General features: G+C 62.5%; 12 protein-coding genes. 3 read left to right on the top strand and 9 right to left on the bottom strand.

Annotated features, from left to right (window positions below):
* Positions 1-29: 29 nt before the first annotated feature.
* The 9 genes from FJQ89_RS25665 to FJQ89_RS25705 form a co-directional block, all read right to left on the bottom strand.
* Complete coding sequence (locus FJQ89_RS25665) at positions 30-1,268, bottom strand: TerD family protein (RefSeq protein ID WP_141172231.1); 1,239 nt, start codon at positions 1,266-1,268, stop codon at positions 30-32.
* Positions 1,265-2,251, bottom strand: coding sequence for an HpcH/HpaI aldolase/citrate lyase family protein (locus FJQ89_RS25670; protein WP_141172232.1), 987 nt, complete (start codon positions 2,249-2,251; stop codon positions 1,265-1,267). The genes FJQ89_RS25665 and FJQ89_RS25670 overlap by 4 nt, the downstream gene beginning before the upstream one ends.
* Positions 2,244-3,350 carry a cysteine protease StiP family protein gene (locus FJQ89_RS25675; protein WP_141172233.1) on the bottom strand — a complete coding sequence of 369 codons (1,107 nt, stop codon included), beginning with the start codon at positions 3,348-3,350 and terminating at the stop codon, positions 2,244-2,246. Before FJQ89_RS25675 ends, FJQ89_RS25670 begins: the two co-directional genes overlap by 8 nt.
* Positions 3,347-4,099 (bottom strand): HAD family hydrolase, encoded by a 753-nt coding sequence (locus FJQ89_RS25680; protein ID WP_141172234.1) that lies wholly within the window; start codon positions 4,097-4,099, stop codon positions 3,347-3,349. The genes FJQ89_RS25675 and FJQ89_RS25680 overlap by 4 nt, the downstream gene beginning before the upstream one ends.
* Positions 4,077-5,240, bottom strand: coding sequence for a phosphoribosyltransferase domain-containing protein (locus FJQ89_RS25685; RefSeq protein WP_141172235.1), 1,164 nt, complete (start codon positions 5,238-5,240; stop codon positions 4,077-4,079). Before FJQ89_RS25685 ends, FJQ89_RS25680 begins: the two co-directional genes overlap by 23 nt.
* Entirely contained in the window at positions 5,237-6,274 is a 1,038-nt protein-coding gene (locus tag FJQ89_RS25690; RefSeq protein ID WP_141172236.1) for an ATP-grasp domain-containing protein, read from the bottom strand. Before FJQ89_RS25690 ends, FJQ89_RS25685 begins: the two co-directional genes overlap by 4 nt.
* Before the next feature lie 97 nt (positions 6,275-6,371).
* On the bottom strand, positions 6,372-7,088 hold the full coding sequence (locus FJQ89_RS25695; protein ID WP_141172237.1) for a TIGR00266 family protein: 717 nt from the start codon (positions 7,086-7,088) through the stop codon (positions 6,372-6,374).
* A 188-nt stretch (positions 7,089-7,276) separates the two neighbouring features.
* Positions 7,277-7,852: a TerD family protein gene (locus FJQ89_RS25700; protein ID WP_034759261.1), complete on the bottom strand. Its 576-nt coding sequence runs from the start codon at positions 7,850-7,852 to the stop codon at positions 7,277-7,279.
* 140 nt (positions 7,853-7,992) lie between these two features.
* A complete protein-coding gene (locus FJQ89_RS25705) occupies positions 7,993-9,075 on the bottom strand; it encodes a DUF475 domain-containing protein (RefSeq protein WP_141172238.1) in 1,083 nt (360 codons plus the stop codon).
* Between the two features lie 234 nt (positions 9,076-9,309).
* Here FJQ89_RS25705 and FJQ89_RS25710 point away from each other — a divergent pair, with 234 nt between their 5' ends.
* From FJQ89_RS25710 to FJQ89_RS25720, 3 genes are all read left to right on the top strand, one after another.
* Positions 9,310-9,735: a divergent PAP2 family protein gene (locus FJQ89_RS25710; protein WP_071078753.1), complete on the top strand. Its 426-nt coding sequence runs from the start codon at positions 9,310-9,312 to the stop codon at positions 9,733-9,735.
* 238 nt (positions 9,736-9,973) lie between these two features.
* A complete protein-coding gene (locus tag FJQ89_RS25715) occupies positions 9,974-11,146 on the top strand; it encodes an efflux RND transporter periplasmic adaptor subunit (RefSeq protein WP_141172239.1) in 1,173 nt (390 codons plus the stop codon).
* A gap of 3 nt (positions 11,147-11,149) precedes the next feature.
* Positions 11,150-14,371: an efflux RND transporter permease subunit gene (locus FJQ89_RS25720; RefSeq protein WP_141172240.1), complete on the top strand. Its 3,222-nt coding sequence runs from the start codon at positions 11,150-11,152 to the stop codon at positions 14,369-14,371.
* Positions 14,372-14,383 lie beyond the last annotated feature (12 nt).

Raw genomic sequence — 14,383 nt, forward strand, 5'->3', positions numbered from 1 at the left:
GGGGGTGAATTGTTTAGTTGGAGAAAGATTTAGTCTTTCCGTCCGGCTTTCCAGTTAAGACCAAAGTTATATCTTTCGTCCATGGCCTGGTGCGCCGTGATTTTACCTTGGCCGCCGAAGTATTCCACCAATTTTGTCACCTGCAGGTTGCCGCCGTGGTTTTCCAGCATGGCGATGGCGCACATGGCGTGCGAGCTGTCCGTGTCGAGGCGCACTTCCACGGTAGGCTGGCCGGGGATCTCGATCGTCACGACGCCATCGGTGGCGGCCCAGTTCGGCACGCCTTCGTAGATGAAGGCGTATACGAGCACGCGCTTGATCTGCTCGAAATGGGTGCCGTTGATGAAGATGTTTTCGCCACTGCTGACGCTGCCCGTGCGGTCGTCGCCTTCCAGGTGAATGTACGGCGGACGGTCGTAGGCGCCCCAGCTGTTGCCCAAGGCCTGCACGGCGCTCTTGCTGCCATTGCTCATTTCGAACAGGCAGCCGATATCGAGGTCGATGCCGCCCGAACGGCTGGCCGGCTTGTTGAACAGCTTGCCGAGAAAGCCCGTGTCCAGCTTCGAGGCGGGCGCCTGGCCTTGCGCGGCGTTCTGGTTCCAGTTCAGGTTGACGCGGATGCGGCCATAGCCGCCGCTGTCGCGCTTGTCGAGCGAAATCTTGTCGCCGCGTTTTTCCAGGCGGATTTTCGACAGCGAGATTTTATTTGCCGGTGGTGGCGGTGGCGCTGCTGGCGTGGACACGGGAGCAGGGGACGACGAAGCCGCCTCGCTGCCGCCAAAGTGCTTCAGCAGCGCCGCCAGGCCGCCGGCAAAGCCCTGGCCCACGGCGCCGAAGCGCCAGCTGCCGTCGCGGCGATACAGTTCGCCGATGATGACGGCTTTCTCGTCCTGGAAGTCATTGCCCGTGAAGGCGAAGGTGGCCGCCTGGCCCAGCGCCATGCTGGAGTTGCCCAGCGCGCGCATGCTGCCCTGGTCCGTCGCCGCCGTAAATACCAGCTTGTCGATCGAGGCTGGCAGACGGGAAAGGTCGACCTGGAAGGTGGAGCGGGGGCCGTTCAAGTCCACCGTGATGGCGTTGTCCGGCGCGCTTTTCTGGTTGAAGAACACCATGTAGCGGTCGTCCGACAGCTTGCCGGCCGCATCGACGCCGAAGCAGCTGACGTCCACTTCCATCGAACCCGAAACGATATCGAGCGTGACGGCAAACGGGCCATTCAAGCCCAGGTCAGCCAGTTTGCCTTTTTGTCCGCGTGTGAAATTGGTCATGGTCGTGCAATCCCTTCGTCGCTTGAGAGTTGAGTCAATGAGGTAGTCGGCAGGTGCGCCGGTGCCGCGTCGGCCACATGGCGGATGCCGAACAGGCGCGCCTGTTCGATGATGCGCTGCGCCCAGCTGGAGTGGGTCGCCACTTCGCACATCGATTCCTGCATGCGGAACACGGCCGGGCTATCCGGGTCGATGATGCGCAGCGCCAGTTCGATGTCCGACTGCGCCACCTGGTAGTGGCGCTCGATCTGCGGCACCTGGTCCGGGTGGATGGCCGTCTTGGCGATCATGCCGTGCGCCATGTCCTGCGCCACTTCGGCGTCCAGCCAGCTGCCCTGCGACAGGTGCTCGAAGACGGGTGCCGTCAGCTGGAAACCGTGCGGCTTGAAGATGGTCACCAGGCGGCCGATGACCTGGCCCAGCGGCGTCTGGTAAATGGTGCCGCTGGTGGGGCGGCGCAGTCCCAGCAGGGCCAGCAGATCGTTGCCGCCGATGCGCAGGGCCAGGATGCGGCGCCGCACTTCCGGCGCCGATAAAATGATGCGGAACTGCTTCATTTCCTCGTCGTCGAACACTTCCGCCGTTTCCAGCGTCGGCATCAGCAAATGGTGCGTGTGGCGCACCAGCTCGAAATACGCGGCGAAGTTGTGGCGCGTGGACTTGGGCAGCACGAAGCCGCTCAATTTGTCGGCGCCGGGCATGGCCAGCACGCGCGCCAGCACCTCGAGATTACGCACGCGCACGAAGCGCAAGGTATCGGACTCGTCGCACATGTTTTGCAGCGCCAGCGACAAATTGAACAGCGCGTAACTGAGGTCGCGTTCCGCGATGGCGTCTTCGGTGCAAAGTATGACCGAGCGCAAATGGCTGAATTTGTCGCCATTGGCGATCGCCAGCAAGTCCTTGTGCGTGGTCGGCACATACATGGAGGCGCCCAGCGCCGCCTTGTGTTCGCTTTGTGGGTGTAGGGAGTTGTTATCCATCGACTGCGCTCCTGATAAGGGCGACCGCCTGGTAGGGCAGCGCCGGTTCTACTGTGACGGGTATGGCTTTTTCCTGCGCCAGAAGCAGCAAATGTGCCACGTCCGGCGCATTCGTGTCGCGCACGATCAGGCGCTCGGGCACGCGGCGCAGCAGCACGCGCGTCGCTTCGCCGATGCCTGGCTTGATCAGGTTGATGTCGCTGATGCCGTATTGCTGCTGCGCAGCGGCCATGTAGGCTTGCGAGCGTGCCGCCATGGCTGGCGCATCGCTCGCTTCGGCCAGGGGGACGCCGCTGCTGGCGGCGATCGCCATGGCGTCGGCCACCAGGCCGTCGGCGAAATCGCGCGACTGGTCGTGCTGCTCGAACTGCGCGTAGTACACGCAGCCGTGGAAGTCGTCGGGGCCGATGGCATCATTCAACACGGAGCGGCTGACCAGGCCCGAGACGGTGGCGTTCAAAATGCTCGACGGGATCAGGTAGTCGCTGGCCGAGGCGGCGCAGGCGGCCGTGCCTGCCAGGTCGGCCAGCACGAACAGGCCGCCGTCGACGGCCGTGCCATGGGCCGCGTTGAAATCGTTGACCGTCTGGCGCAATTCGCGTGAAATCACGCCCTTGCCCGTCCAGCCATCGACGAAGACGAGGGAGGCGTCACCGTGGCCCTGCGCCAGGATGTGTTTCAAGGCATTCGCATCGATGCCGCGGTCGCGGATGATGGAGACGGAATAATGGCTGCACTCGCGCTGGAATACCTGGCGCAGCAAGTGCCCCAGGATGACGCCCACAGGTGTGCCCGCGCGCGCCAGCGACACCAGCGTGATGGCGCCAGTGCGGCGCGCCGCGATCAGGGCCGCCAGGCGCAGGCAGTCGCGCGCCATCTGCAGGCGGTTGGCAGCAAACGCGCTCTGGAACAGGGCCAGGTAGGCGGGCGAGGGCAGGGATTCGGGCGACAGCATCTCGCTGTAGTGGCGCTGGCCCGACTGGATCAAACGCTCTTTTTCGGCCAGGTCGAGGATGGGCTCGAGCGCCATCGGCGTGAGCAGAAACTCGACGTCTTCCTGGCGGTAGCTGCCGCTGAAATGCTGCGTGCTGTCGGTCATAGCGCCGCCACCGTGAGTGCCGCCAGCTGGGTGCCGTTGGGGATGATGGCGTAATCGCAGGCAGCCATGAAACGCGCGTCCGAACGGCTGTCGCCCATGCCGAAGCTGACGATGGGGCCATGTTCGGCTTCCAGTTCCGCGCGCAGGTAGGCCACGGCGCGCGCCTTGTTCAGGGTCTTCGGCAGCACGGCCAGGTTGTTGCCGTTGCGGTGGATGAAGTAGTCCGAACCTTCGGCGGCGATCCACTGCTGCAGCACTTGCTCTTCGATGTCGGCCAGGCGTTCGCCGCGCGCTTCATGGTCCTTGACGACGATGTAGAACGGCGTGTTGTAATCCTCGATCAGGCGCGCGCGCGAGGGCATGCCCGTCTTGATCTGGAAATCGTCGATGATGCGCATGGCATCCTGCAGGCCGGGCAGCGCCGTCTGCATGTCGCTTTGCATCAGGGCCAGCCAGCCGGCGTCGAGCGCGCCGCCCGGCTGCAGCACGATGCCGCCGTAATCGAGCACGCTGTAGCTGGTAAACGGCAGGTCGACCCGGCGAAACGCGTCGCCATTTCTCGCCGTGGCGGGGATCAGCGTCATGCCGCTTTGGGCGAATTCAAAGAAGGCGCGCTGGCGCGCCGTCGTAAACGAACAGGCGTCGCCATTTTTCAAATAGGCGGCCGCTTGCAGGTCGGTCTCGCCCGGGCATTTTTTCGGGGTCTGGAACAGTGTGTCGTCCAGATCAACAAACAGGAATTTCTTCAATTTTGGTCTCTGACTGAAAGTGGAACAGGCGGCCATTCAACTGGCCGGCGAGTTGCATGAGGGCCGGGCTGGCCGGAGTTTCATGGCAGATGAAAACGTGCTGGTACTGGCCAGGCGCCACGTTGTACAGGTAATTGGCGATGCCTTCGCCGTAATTGTCGTCGCAGTTGACGATATGGCCGACGGAGCCCCACGACAGGATGGGCGAGCGCGTGGTCGATTGCACCACCACGTTCTTTCCCAGGCTTTCCAGTTCCCGCGCGAGCAGGAACGACGGGTGCATGAATTCGCCCGTGCCCAGCACCAGCACGGAGTCGCCGGCGCCGATTTCCTGCGCCAGTTGCACCGCCAGGCCTTGCGGCGGGGTCAAGGCGCGTCCCACGCCGATGCGCCCGAAGGCGGGGCTGGCGCCGCGTTCCGCATTCGCTTCGAAGCGCTGCGCGCTGGCCGCTACCGGAGCCGGCGCATCGCCGGCCTGGAAGGCGTAGTGGCCGGACAGCGCCGCGCCTATGGTCGTGGGCAGGCCGAAACGCTGCGTGAGCCCCGCGTTGGCGGCCTGGCCCATGAAATTGGTGATCACGCCCAGGTGCAGCTTTTCCAGCTGCGGATAGCGCGCGCGGCACACTTGCACCAGGTTGGCGAAGGTGTTGCCGGTCGACGCTTCATCGTCGATCAGCACCAGGCTGCGCGCGGTGGAAAACAGGGTGCTGGCCGCATCCGATAAATGCAAGAACTGGCGCGGCGCGTGGCTGTGCGATTCCTCGAACTCGAAGAAGGGCACTGTGCCCACGCGGTAGCGCGAGCTGTGCAAAAACAGCGCCTTGCAGGAAGAGCCGGGATTGGCGCGCAGCCAGGCTTCGAACACGCCCTGGCCCAGGCCGACGGCCGTTTCCGCCATGGCGATGAAGACCACGGGGCCGGGCAGGCTGGGGGGGATTTGCGCGGCCAGGTCGTCGTGGATGGCTTGCATGGCGCGCGGCGTGACGGGCCAGTGCTTGCCCAGCACTTTCGACAGGAACAGGAAGCCGCGTTTGGCGTTGGCGCGTGCGGCAAAGCCGATCAGCCAGTCCAGCGGAAAGCGCGCCTCGTCCACCTTCAGGGTCAGCTCACCCGTGGGCATCTGCTTCTTGACGCTGTTCATGGCAGCTCCACGGCGTAGGCGGCTTCGCCCACGCGCATGCCTTCGTGGATGGCGGGCACACTGAGCTTGTCAAAGCCCTGGTCGAAGCCGGCCAGCGCCAGGTAGGGCAGGTTGGGACCGGCCGCGCACGCCATGCCGATGCCGCCCGACATGCGCGGGTTAATCTCCAACAAGGCCAGGCCATTCGCGCCTTCGCGGAACTGGATGTTGAACACGCCATTCAAGCGGTAGTCGCGCGCCAGTTTGTCGCAGGCCGCCAGCAAGTCTGCGCGCAGTTCGATCAGCTGGCCGCTGCCGCCCCCGTGCAGCTTCTTGCGCGGCACGGCGCAAATCAGCTTGCCCTGGTCGGCGACGCAATCGGCGCTGTATTCGTGGCCGTCGAGGTATTCCATCAGCAGCAGGGTCTTGAACGATGCCATCTGCGCCAGGCCCGTGCGCAGTTCCTGCGCATTGACCTGGTAGGCGGCGCCGGCCAGCAGCAGCTGGGCGCTGCTGCGCTCTTCATCGAGTATGGCAAAGCCCAGCGCATACACGGATTCGGACGGCTTGATGCACAGCTTGCGATGCAGCGGGCGCAGTTCGGCATAGGCGGCGTCGTATTGCGCGATGGTGGTCACGGCGCGGTAGTCGGCCGGGCGCGCCATGGGCAGATCGAGGCCGTCGCAGAAGCGTGCCTTGTCGTGCATCAGGTCGAGTACCTCTTCGGTGGCCACGCTGAGCACGCGCGTGCCGAGGGCGGCGAAGCGCGCGCTGGCGCTGCCGATCAGGCCCGCTTCCTTGCCGGGCCAGAAAATCGTGATACCCCGCTCGCGGCAAAATTCCAGGCACCACTCGACATAGTTGTGGCCCGTCAGTCCCGACGGTTCGACCGCGTATTCGTGGGCCGACAAGAAGGCGGCCGCGTGCGCGTTCGTATTGCTGCACACGATGTGATAGCGGGGCACACCGCCTGTGGCGGCCATGTCGGCCTCGCGGATCAGGCGCATGGCAGTGCCGACCGAGGAAAATGTTTTGTTGAACCAGACTCTTTGCATGTACGGGGACCGGGTGGAAATAGGGGAAGCCGCGCGCAGGTGCGCGCGCGGGCAGTGTAGCCAGAAAAACTTAACCTGGCCTTATGGGGAAGGGGAATCAGCCAGCTTTGCCGCTGGCTGTCCATTTCAGGAATGCATCGCGGTTGCGCGAGCAGATGAAGACCTTGCCCGAGCCGGAAAAGCGCAGCACGATGCCTTCGCCGCTGGTCACGCTGTTGACGATATTGCCGAGGAAACCGCCGATGCCGCCGCCGCCCGAGCCGCCGCCCGTGGTCACGGAAATCTCGTATTTCAGGCTATTGTCCCAGCACACCACGTGGGAATTGTCGATCACGACATCCTTGCCCGGCTCGACGTCAAGCTGGAACATGGAGCCGAAGCCCGACACCACCACTTGCCCCGTACCGGCCGTCTCCATGACGAAGAAGCCGCCCGACTGGGCGAACAGCGCGTTGCCGAGGCTTTGCGTGCGCACTTTCATTTCCGTGCCCGAGGTGGCGGCGACAAAGGCGCCGTCGTTGAGCAGGTACTGGCGCGCGCCCACGTCGACCACTTCGATGGCGCCCGGCAGGGTGGGCGAGAGCAGGCAGTCGCCGCTGCCGCGCACCGCTTCGATATGCTGCTGGAAGAACGATTCGCCGTTGGCGAAGCGGCGCATGATGGCGCCGCCCAGGCCGCCCGTCATCTTGCCTTTCAAGTCCAGCGCCGTCTCCATCATCACCATCGCATCCGATTCGCAATAGATGGTTTCGCCCTGCTTCATGCTGACGTGGAGGAAAGGATCGACGTCGCCCGTGACACTAAATACTGGCATGATAAATCTCCAAAAAAAAGCCGCCTGATCTGTGCAGGCGGCAGCAATGATATGACATTAAGATAATTCACCTCGGAAAACCGTAGCGAGCAAGCTCGATTTCGGGTCGAGTAGCGCAGCTGTACGGAGGTACAGCGAGCAACGCAGGCCCGAAAGTGAGCGGCGCAGTAGGTTTAACGAGTGTGAATTTAAGCGTTGACGCCGAACGAGCGTGCGAGGGGGCCCAGGCCGCCGTTGAAGCCCTGGCCGATGGCCTTGAACTTCCATTCGCCGTTGTAGCGGTAGATTTCGCCAAAGATCATCGCCGTTTCCGTCGAGCTGTCTTCGGACAGGTCGTAGCGGGCGATTTCTTTTTCGCCTTCCGCGTTCAGGCAGCGGATGAAGGCTTTCGAGACCATGCCGAAGTTCTGGCGGCGCGCGTCGGCGTCGTGAATGGTGACGGTGACGCTGATGCGGTCGATGTCGGCTGGTACGCGCGACAGGTCGATTTCGATGCGCTCATCGTCGCCTTCGCCTTCGCCCGTGGTGTTGTCGCCCGTGTGGACGACGGAACCGTCGGTCGACTTCAGGTTGTTGTAGAAGATGAAGTCAGAGTCGCCACGGACTTTGCCGTCGCTTTTCAGGAGGAAAGCACTACCGTCAAGGTCGAAGGTGGCGCCGTCCGTCGAACGAGGATCCCAGCCGAGGCCGACGATGATCTTCTTCAGGTTAGGTGCTTCCTTGCTCAGGTTGACGTTGCCGCCTTTTTGCAAACTGATTGCCATGTGGTGCTCCTTTTAGTGATTTAGCTTAAATAACCGGCCGGTGGCGTGTTTTGCCTGGCTGGCCGGTTGTCATGCCTTCATGGGATGAGCGCCAGGCGCTCGTGCCATTACTCTCTCAATTGGGGGCGACGCCCCCGATTTCAAGCTTGTGCCGCGTGCCGCTTGCGATAACGCAGGGATGACCACAGCGAGACCAGGATGAAGGCCACGCCTGACAGGCCCGTGAACCACTCCGGAATATGGTACTTGACGGACGCCAGCATGATCAAGGCCAGGATGCCGATCGCATAATGGGCGCCGTGTTCGAGGTAGACGAATTCGTCCAGCGTGCCCTTGTGCACGAGGAAGACCGTCATCGAGCGCACGAACATGGCGCCGATGGCCAGGCCCAGCATGATGATGACGACGTCGTTGGTGATGGCAAAGGCGCCGATCACGCCGTCAAAGCTGAACGAGGCATCGAGCACTTCCAGGTACAGGAAGCCGCCGATGCTGCCGCGTGCTACCGTTTTTACGAGATCGCCATTGCCGTTCCTGGCTGGCGTGGCGCCTTCTTCTGCGTCATCCTGCAAGTCCGGTTCGCCTTCTTCCAGCAAGCCGCTGATCCAGTTCACGCCGATGTAGACGGCGATGCCGACGATGCCCGCAGCGAGCACGCTGTATTTTTCATCCGCAGGGCCCATCGCCACGCAGGCCGCCACGGCGCCCATGGTGATCAGCACGGCCAGGCTTTCGGTGCCCAGCGCATTGACTTTTTCTTCGGCCCAGCCCAGCCAGTGCAATTCCTTCTCGTCGTCAAACAGGAAGTTCAGGAATACCAGCAGCAAAAAGGCGCCGCCGAAGGCCGCCACTTGCGCATGGTTGTCCGTCAGGTGCTTGGCATACACGTCCGGCGTGGTGGTGGCCATGGTCCAGACATCGACCAGGCCCAGGCCCGTGGCGACGGATACGATGACCAGCGGGAACAGCAGCCGCATGCCGAAGACGGCCACGAGGATACCGACCGTCAAAAACAGTTTTTGCCAGAATTCATTCCAGTGGCGCAAGACCGAGGCATTCACCACGGCATTGTCGAACGACAGCGACACTTCCATGACGCCCAGCACGCCCGTGATCCACAGGGCATTGATCAGGCCGGGCATGCCGCCATGGCTGTAACCCCACCAGCCCGACACCGCCATCAGGATAAAAGTGACTAAAAAGGAAATTCTGAAATGCCGCATGAGGACCCCGTTGCAAGTATGAAAGACGTTTGATTATCCGCGCCGCTGTGCGCGCCGCGCTCAGTGTTGATATACGTCAATTGTTGTATATGCCATGATTTTATATTAGTTGCCGCCGGGGGCCGCGTTTTATAGTCTGGCGCCAGACAGTTCTGCTGGCGCGGATGATCTGCGATAATTGCGGCGCGCCCGTCTCTCCAGACACACTCTCTACATATAAAAGAAGGAATACCCGTGGATATCGCTTACCTCGTCACGCCCCTGATCGCCTGGATCCTGGTCGGACCGATCAAATTCCTGATCAACAGTGTCCGCACGCGGCAATGGGCGTTCGGCCTGGTCGGCAATGGCGGCTTTCCCAGCAACCATAGCGCCGTCGTGTCCAGCATGGCAACGTTGATCGCCTTGCGCGAAGGCATCGGCCACCCCGCCTTCGGCGTGGCTGTGACCCTGGCCTTCATCGTCATCATCGACGCCAACAGCCTGCGCCAGCACGTGGGCAAGCAGGCGGCGGCCATCAACCGCCTGGCCGGGGAAGCGGCCAGCGCCGCGCACAAGACCTTGCGCGAGCGCATGGGCCATACCCTGGTGGAAATCGCCGGCGGCCTGTGCACGGGCGTGGCGATCGGTTTCCTGATCAACACCGTTTTTAGCCGCTAAGCTCGCTTCTCCCGAAACGCAAAACCCCGCCTGAAGGCGGGGTTTTGCGTTTCAGGGCGTAAAAACTACGTTTCATCCATTGATTAAAGCATTACAGGAAACCGCCGATTGACATGCCCGGACACGCTCATGGATACTTTGGCGCTTGTGGTTTTAATAAAAATAAATGCCTGCTAACGCCTGCAGCCCTATCCGGGCTGCGGGACTGTCGCGGTGCTATCTATCCGGAGAATTACCCATGTTGCGCAAAACCCTGTTTGTTCTGGCAATCGCTTCCGCCCTGACCGCCTGCGGCAAAGAGTCCAAAGATCCCGGCAAGGGCGGCAAGGGGGCCAAGGAACAGGCGGGCGCCGCCGTCAATTTGCTCGTCTCCCCGGAAGACCTGCTGACGATCCAGAGCAATGCGCTGGCGTCGGGGCCCGTCATCACCGGTTCCGTGCAGCCCGAGCGCAACGCGGATTTGCGCGCCGAAGTGTCTGCCGTGGTGATCCAGGTCATGAAGGAAAACGGCGAAGTCGTCAAGCGGGGCGACGTGCTGGTGCGCCTGGATGAAACGTCCATCCGCGACAGCCTCAATTCGGCCGAGGAAGCCAGCCGTGCCGCCAGCCAGGTGCTGGAACAGTCCGAACGCATGTTCCAGCGCATGAAAACCCTGCGCGCCTCGGGCATGACCTCGACGCAGGCGCTGGAAGACGCGGAAATTCGCCGCAATAATGCGCAAAGCGATCTGTCCGCCGCGAAAAGCCGCGCCGCCCAGGCCCGCCAGCAACTGCAGCGCACCCTCGTGCGTGCGCCGTTCGACGGCATCGTGAGCGAGCGCAAGGTATCGAATGGCGATACGGCGCAAATCGGCAAGGAATTGATCAAGGTCATCGATCCGACCAGCATGCGTCTGGAAGGCCTGGTGTCGGCCGACAAGATCGGCGTCGTCAAGGTGGGCCAGCCCGTGCTGTTCCGCATCAATGGGTATCCGGGCCAGGATTTCGCGGGCAAGGTGCGCCGCGTCGATCCTGCCGCCAATGCCGTCACGCGCCAGGTGGCCGTGCTGGTCGATTTCAACGACAAGGAACAACCGCGCGTGGCCGGCCTGTATGCGGAAGGGCGCATCGAGACGGACAGCATCAGCGCGCTGATGATACCCGACTCGGCGCTGGTGAAGGCGGGCGACGTCACGTACACGTGGAAGGTCAAGGATAAAGCTTTGCATAAAGTCAACTTGCGCATCGGCGCGCGCGATGTGCGCACGGGCCAGTGGGAAGTGCAAAGCGGTCTGGCCAGCGGCGATACCGTGCTGCGCACGCCGGGTTCGACCTTCAAGGATGGACAGAAAGTGGAGCTGACGGCCGGCAAAGCCGTACCCGCTGCCGCCGTGGCCAGCAGCAGCACCGTCGTTGCCGGTAAAGGAAACTAAGCCATGTTCCTTTCCGATTTCAGTATCAAGCGGCCCACCGCCACCATCGTCCTGATCCTGGCGATGATGTGCGTCGGCTTGCTGGCGCTCAAGAAACTGCGCGTCAACCAGAACCCGGACGTCGAAGTACCCTTCATCGTCGTCAGCATCCCTTACCCTGGCGCATCGCCCGATACGGTCGAGCGCGAAGTGGTGAACCGCCTGGAAAAGTCCTTGCAAAGCATTTCCGGCGTGACCGAAGTCAACAGCGATTCGAATGAAGGTTCGGCCACCATCTTCCTGAAGTTCTCGTTCAATACCAACCTGATCGAGGCGTCCGACAATATCCGCAATGCGATTGCCGCCGTGCGCTACAAGTTGCCGACGGAGATGCGCGAGCCTATCTTGCAGCGCATCGACCCGGCTGCCGAACCGATCATGCAACTGGCGCTGTCGTCGAATACGCAAAGCCACGCGGAAATTTCGCGCCTGGCCGAGGACGTGCTGTCGGACCGCTTCCGCACCGTCGATGGCGTGGCGCTGGTCAACGTGGGCGGTTCGCTGAAGCGCGAGCTGTCCGTGCTGCTGCGCGCGGAAAAATTGCGTGAATACAATGTATCCGTCAGCGACGTCGTCACCGCCTTGCGCAACCAGAACACGAATGCCCCGGTGGGCAAGGTACGCGGCACCCTGGACGAGAAAAGCATCCGCCTCGTGGGCCGCATCGAGTCGCCAAGCGACTTCGAGAAAGTGGTGATCAAGCGCCGCGGCGAGGAAATCGTGCGCCTGGCGCAAGTGGCCACCATCGTGGATGGCTTTGCCGAAGTCAATAGCCTGAGCATGCGCAGCGGCAAGCCCAACGTGGGCATATCGATTACCCGCGTGCGCGACGCCTCCACTGTCAGCGTGGCCAACAAGATCCGCGACATGGTGGCGGAAATCAACAAGACCTTGCCGAAAGGCACGATCCTGCAAGTGACGCGCGACGGCGGCGAAAACGCCCAGCATAGCCTGAATAATGTGATCGAATCGCTGGTGCTGGGCGCCGTGCTGACGATCTTCGTCGTCTACGCCTTCCTGAACTCGTGGCGTTCGACCCTGATCACGGCGCTGAGCCTGCCGACGTCCGTGATTGCCGCCTTCATTGCCGTGTGGCTGTGCGGCTTTACCCTGAACTTCATGACCCTGCTGGGCCTGTCGCTGGCTATCGGCGTGCTGATCGATGACGCCATCGTGGTGCGCGAAAACATCGTGCGCCACATGCAGATGGGCAAGGATCGCCGCACGGCTGCGCTGGAGGGCACGGCCGAGATCGGTATGGCCGTGGCTGCCACGACGTTCTCCATCATCGCCGTCTTCATTCCCGTGGCCTTCATGCCGGGTATTTCCGGCGAATGGTTCCGTCCGTTTGCCTTGACGGTGACGTGCTCGGTGCTGGTCAGCCTGGGCATCTCGTTTACGCTCGACCCCATGCTGTCGGCCTACTGGGGCGACCCGATCGAGGAACATGCGGCGCCGAAAAAGGGCATCGGCCGCGTGCTGGAGAAATTCAACCACTGGTTCGACCACCAGGCGGACCGCTATGGCCGCGTGATCGCCTGGGCCCTGCATCACCGCCGCTGGATGGCCGTCATCGCCTTCGGCAGCCTGGTGGGCGCCATCGCCCTGCACGCCACGCATGGCGGCACGAGTTTCCTGCCGGCATCCGATTCGGGCAATCTGATGATCAATGTGCGCACGCCATCGTCGAGCAGCATCGAGTACTCGCGTTTGAAACTGGAAGCGGCGGCCGTGCTGGCGCGGACCTTGCCTGAAACCAAGGATACCAACAGCTCCATCAATGCGGGCGGCGGACGAGTGTATGTCGACATCGGCAAGCGCAACACCCGCAAGCGTTCGGCCAAGGAAATCGCGGTCGAGCTGCGCGAGAAGATGTCGCGTCTGGTGGGCGCCGAATACGTGGTGCAGGATGACTTGAGCAACGGTTCGCAAAAACCGATCCAGGTGGAATTTACGGGTCCGGATTCGCGTAAACTCATGGAAATTACCAACGCCTACATGGACAAGCTGCGCGCCATTCCCGGTGCCGTCGACGTGGGCCTGTCCGAGCAGGACCCGAAGAACGAACTGCAGATCGAGCTCAACCGTGGCCTGGCCAACTCGATGGGCATTTCTGTCAATGATGCGGCGCAATCGTTGCGCGTGGCGTTTGCCGGCGTGGAAGTGGGCGACTGGGTCGATCCGACGGGCGAAACGCGCGACGTGGCCGTGCGCCTGCATCCCGATGACCGCGTGGCATCGGAAAACATCGAGCGCCTGCCGATCAGCGTGACGGGCACGTCGCAAATGGTGCCGCTCGACCAGATCGCCACCATTACCATGGGCAAGGGCCCGTCCGGCATCGAGCACAAGAATGGCAAGCGGACGATCACCGTGTCGGCCAATGCGCAAGGCCGCTCGAATGGTGAAGTGACGAGCGACGCCATGAAACTGGCCAACTCCATCGACTTCCCGCCCGGCTACGGCCTGGCGCTCGGTGGCGCCGGCCAGGACCAGCAAGAGCTGTTCACGGAAATGCTGATCGCGCTGGTGATGGGTATCGGCCTGATGTATTTGATCCTGGTGATGCAGTTCGGTTCCTTCACGGCGCCAGTGGCCGTGATGATGTCCTTGCCGCTGAGTCTGATCGGCGTGGTGGTGGCGCTGGTGATCACCAATAACACCCTCAACCTGATGAGCTTTATCGGCATCATCATGCTGATGGGTCTGGTTGCCAAGAACGCCATCCTGCTGCTGGACGCGGCGCGCAAGCGCGAGGAAGAGGGGCATGGCCGCGAGGACGCGCTGATGTATGCGGGCCGCATGCGTCTGCGCCCCATCCTGATGACGACGTTTGCGCTGATCGCCGGCATGTTCCCCGTGGCGCTGGGCCTGGGCGAGGGCGGCGAGTTCTACCGTCCATTGGCGATCGCCATCATCGGTGGCACCATCACCTCGACGATTCTGACCCTGCTGGTCGTACCGACCTTCTATGACAGCATCGAAATCGCCCGCGATGGCGCCGTGGCCAAGTTCCACCGCCGCGCCGCGCGCATGCCCGTGGTCGTGGCCATGATATTGACCTTGCTCGAATGCGTGCTGACCTTGCTGCTGGTGCGCTTCGTCTACCGCATGCTGAAAAAGGCCGTGCTGTTCCTGATGGGACGCCGTACGCCGAAAGCGGCGTCGGTCAGCCTGCAAAAATAGTACCGGGCCAAG

The sequence above is a fragment of the Janthinobacterium tructae genome (assembly GCF_006517255.1).
Lineage (GTDB): Bacteria > Pseudomonadota > Gammaproteobacteria > Burkholderiales > Burkholderiaceae_D > Janthinobacterium > Janthinobacterium tructae.